At 47.6% G+C, this 4,556-nt stretch carries 3 protein-coding genes; 1 reads left to right on the top strand and 2 read right to left on the bottom strand.

Annotated features, from left to right (window positions below; genetic code table 11):
- Nucleotides 1–108: 108 nt before the first annotated feature.
- Entirely contained in the window at nucleotides 109–1,152 is a 1,044-nt protein-coding gene (locus OB916_RS16865; protein WP_315910463.1) for a hypothetical protein, read from the bottom strand.
- A 631-nt stretch (nucleotides 1,153–1,783) separates the two neighbouring features.
- On the opposite strand from OB916_RS16865, the gene OB916_RS16860 reads away from it, so the two are divergent.
- Nucleotides 1,784–2,749, top strand: coding sequence for a hypothetical protein (locus OB916_RS16860; protein ID WP_315910462.1), 966 nt, complete (start codon nucleotides 1,784–1,786; stop codon nucleotides 2,747–2,749).
- A gap of 1,007 nt (nucleotides 2,750–3,756) precedes the next feature.
- Here OB916_RS16860 and OB916_RS16855 read toward each other — a convergent pair.
- The gene (locus OB916_RS16855; protein WP_315910461.1) at nucleotides 3,757–4,266 is read right to left on the bottom strand and encodes a hypothetical protein; all 510 of its coding nucleotides are present in this window, start codon (nucleotides 4,264–4,266) and stop codon (nucleotides 3,757–3,759) included.
- Nucleotides 4,267–4,556 lie beyond the last annotated feature (290 nt).

The raw sequence follows: 4,556 nt of genomic DNA, 5'->3' as shown, positions 1-4,556 counted from the left end.
GTGAGGCACGCCAACCAGAGAGATCACGCCTCACCTTGAACAAACGGGTGGCTCAAGCCTTTAATCCGGAGGTATGGCCTTAACCGAACACGGATGCACAGAGCACGTTCAGCCAGATGAGGTTGCCAAGTAGGACTCTTCAATTGCGGACTTACTGCACCTGAATGGTTTGCCAGACCAGGCATCGACTGTGGATGAATGTAGCAATTCGTCCTTCGCCATGTTATCGACATTCTCCAGATGGGGAAGTTGTGTCAGCGCGTACACGGCACCTTGTGAGTTCGAACCTTCGAACTCGCAATCTTTGTGGTGGCGATGTGAATCATCTACCTTCGGAATCGAATCTGTACCGTTTCCTCTGATAGAGATTGTTCCTTCTGCAGGATCGTTTCCTCTCATAGTTTCAGGACTGTACCTACAGTTTGCCACGAATTTCTCTACAGCCGGAACGAACCACTCGCGCTCGACGTCCCCAGCACAGTACACCATGATGTGTGCGTGAGGCGTTGCACGTTTTCTCGTTCCAGCAAATACTGCAAAGTAACCCCATTCATCTGAGTCGAACGGGGAATTCGGAGCGAGCTGAAGACGATATCGGATTTGAGCAATAGCCTCATCAAGCGCATCTCCGAGCTCATTCAGGAGTGACAATCGTCCGTCCGATGTTGGTGACGCTCTAAGCGACAGTAGAACTGTACTCGGGTTATCGTGCTGGTCCAGCCACTGTCGGTCCATTCCCATTCCTCGGTTGTACTGGTTCTTCGCGTAGTACTGGAGCCCCTTGTTGAACCCATGACGATTCTTCGAGGTGTTCTCTCCATACCGCTTCTCAATGTACTGGTTGACGGCGTCAATGGCCGTGAGTGGGCTCCCATCCTCGTACAGGTATCGAGCCTTATCGACGAGATCTGCAGAAGTGGCCATTGGTGCATGGAGATAATGGTAGTCTTCAGTCTCGGATTCGATCGGCTCTGGACCGCATCCGTTCTCTCGAGTTTCGGGCCGAGTGCTCCAGTCTACGGTTCTATCCTCACTGTTGGATTTGGTGGTGACACCAGCGCATTCTGGGTCTAGTGACCAGAGGTCACCGAAGAGATTACCTTGTTCTGGAACTTCGACGCTATCCGAATCAGACCCTTTCTCTTCTGCCAACAGTGTAGACGCAAAGTGTGTGGAAAACCCATTTGCTTCCGCTTGAGCCAGTACCTCCTCGGTTGGGATTCGGTCGCCTGGAGATGCACCGAGGTATTTTCCAGCCTCAACGATTAGTCGATTTAGCGTAGTACCCGACGCCTGGGGTGACGTGGAGGAAGAAACTGACATGCGACTTTCGATCCATTCGACGTGGCTCACACCTCATGCCCGAAGGAACTATTCTAACCAACGGACAGGTATTTATCAATGAACTGAAACCACGTCACTGGTTTCCGGTTCGATCGGAGAATATTCTTGAATAGGAATCAAGAGAAGAGTGTAGATCCGCAGTGCTGGCCACAAGCTACTCTGAAAGAACCTCGTCACAATCTTCTGCAAGGCTCTTGCCTAACATAGTGAAACAACAGACAGTCTGCGGATACTGCTACTAACTGACGTGCAAAATATAGAGGTTGAGTTCAGCATTTGGTCATCATTGGTTTCGTGCCGTTGGAGTGCCGATTCAACGATGAAACAGTAGATCCGACCGATGACGGTCTTTAGCGAGGTTCCAATAGATCATGACTGAAGGATCAGTAGTAGTGATGCCGGATGAGGTTATTAAACGAAGGAACGGCTATTCGATATCATGACAGTAAGTAGTAGTCAAATGAAGGAGCTACATGAGCTAACCGAGTACGAACGGTGGTCACTAACCCGTTTAGCGGAGTTGTCGGGGGATATTGATTTAGAGATATATACGGTTGATACTCTGGTTGAGAAGCCAATAGACGAAGAAGTTGCATTAGACGGAAGCCAAACTTCCTACAGGAGGGTGACCAGTTCCATCGGAGGTAGCGGAGTCAATCAAGTGATTAGTGACATTACTCCGCTCATATTCGCAAGCAGTTACAAATGCCTCGATCTCTTTGTCGAATGGTTTTTGAAGATTAACGGAAGGAGTTCCTCGGGTGCTTCTGATGATTGGCGATTCTCCGAGAAAATCTCTGAGATGGAGACACTTGATTTCGATGATACTCCTAACGTCCCTTCAATCTTTCAAACTGACGAACGAATACTTGAGGCAATCTCAAGTCTGTATATAGAACTCAAAGAATATCGACACTCAATCATTCATGATATGGATTTCGAGTTGAATAACTCTAAATTAATCGTCGAAAACGGGTCAGGTGGCTCCTATGTGTTCGGAGGCGAAGAGCTATTCTCGTTCGCTGGTGTAATCTCCGTCTCTATCGAAGCGATAATTTCTGACACCCACGATTACGTTACGAAGCGCCAGCTGACAACGATGTTGGATAATTTAACCGATATCCACGACGTTCCTCGTTTTGACCTGACAGGCCATGAAGCTCCTATCATCCGTTCGCAAATGGAGCCAGTCCAAAAGGACCCATACAGGTGGGAGCCTTTAACGAAAGAAATCTCACAAATCGCTCCCGTCGCGGAAGGTGATGAGAACTTTTGGCTGAATCTTGTCGGGCTTCATAATGGGGATGTTGTGAGCGAATGGATTATTCCCGGCGATGAGGTAACGGAGTCTCTGGAACCGGGATTCGATGTGTCTTCCGGTGACTTCCGGCAATATACTGTTTAGTGCCGTTTTAACGATAATCTGCTAGAAAGGACGATAGACGGCCTCTAGCGGAAATCGAGGTAAATTTTTTGTAACTGTTTGCATAGCTGGCCTCAATTGCGACAGTCAGATTGAATATCATGCAAGACTCGCGCCTTCCATCTTGCACAGCACTCCTAACAGAATGCAGAGAGAACTGTTTCGCTATCTTTGGTAAGAATCTTCTGCAAACTCAGATTACACTGGTGTCGCAGCTAAATCACGAGTGTCTCGGAAGTAATCGGGAACCCAATTCTCCGGACGGTCTATCGCCGACTATCTGAGCACTCAGGAAGCACTCAATAGTGGTCAACAGTCCAAAAGACTCAGGAGACGGGGGATCAATCTATTCAAATCTTTCATGTGTTTGTTTGATAATATTCCCGTCGAAATTCTATTCTTCTGCACCGCCACCATACCCTCTTTCGTCAGCCATCAAGTCCAGTGCATCTGACACGGTATGGTGGAGGCCCATTGCTGACGGACAAGATTGATGCTGAGAGTGTATTTCGTGTAAATGGCTAAGAACTTCGTCTGGAACACTGACTGTGGAGTAGTCCATGCGACAGGCAATAGATTGTTGGAGCAGTGACCTCGTTCTGATTAGGGGCCATCACTGACTCCGTGTAATCAGTAGTCGCCACGATCCATTTAAAGAATTAACCTAGTCAAGGTAATCACTTGGAAATTGAGCTTGAGTGCCCAGGATTTTCTCTAATTGGTTCCCCGTTTCGTGCATTTTGGCCTGTTTCCCATATTTAAAAAAAAGCACCTTTACTAGACCTCCACAACTGATAGATTGCGGGCGACTTCTTTCACGCGGATGGCTTTGTTGAAACTCTCTTTTACTGATAAGTTTCTTCGGTCGGGCTGAATACAGAGCGCGAATCTATCACCACTCAATTTATAAAGAATGATATAATTTAACCCAGTCATGAACAGGGACCGCGTAGGTACTATTTGGAAATCTGTTAGTACTGTTGGTGGTCTCAGTAATCATCCACATTCTCATGGACCGCTACGTGAAGAGTACGAAGGCATTCCTCACCCTTGCGCCTCACATCTACTGGACTACGGGCTTTATATCCAACAATGATTTCATGATCAGTGATTTCTACGGAATATACCTTGTTCACTTCTTCAAGTTTGGACTTGATATCCTCGCCAGTTGGACTTGTATTGGTGCCTTTCCCTTTCTGTCTTATCGATCTGAATAACTTTTCTGGTTTCTCGTAACTCGATACTCCTGCGACCGCTCTGCTTGTGTGAAACTTCAGGGCAACCTCTGCTTGACCTCGGTAGAAGTTATAATCATGGAGAATCAGCTTCACAAAGCCATTGGACCCATAATCATCTGCTTCCAGTTGCTCAAGTGCTTCTCTTACACCAGCCCGTATTTGAGTGATGTAGGATTGGGAACTGATGGCGATGGTAGTCAGCAAGAGGAGGATACTCACTGCCCACTGCCAATGCTGTCCTAACCAATCGAAGAGACTCATATGAGCATACGTCTCACCCCATTCTCATAAGATTACGACAGCCGTTGGCGTGGTATCACTCTGGAGTGACTGTACACAGACGATAGGAGAACGATGGACGACTGGCTAATGATGTCTATCGGTTGCTCTCACGCACGATTGCTGGACGCGATAAATCGATCCTCTATATCTCGCACGATCTTACTAACAGCTACTCAGCTTTGCACGTTGAAGTAGGAGCGTGACGTAGGCGGTAGCAAGGACAGATGATGCCGATTACGGACTTTCTGTCGTGCACGCGCGTGTTCGAC

It is taken from the genome of Halapricum hydrolyticum (genome assembly GCF_025517535.1).
Lineage (GTDB): Archaea > Halobacteriota > Halobacteria > Halobacteriales > Haloarculaceae > Halapricum > Halapricum hydrolyticum.
Note: the sequence above shows the minus strand (reverse complement) of the source record. Positions and strands in the feature narration are given on the sequence as shown.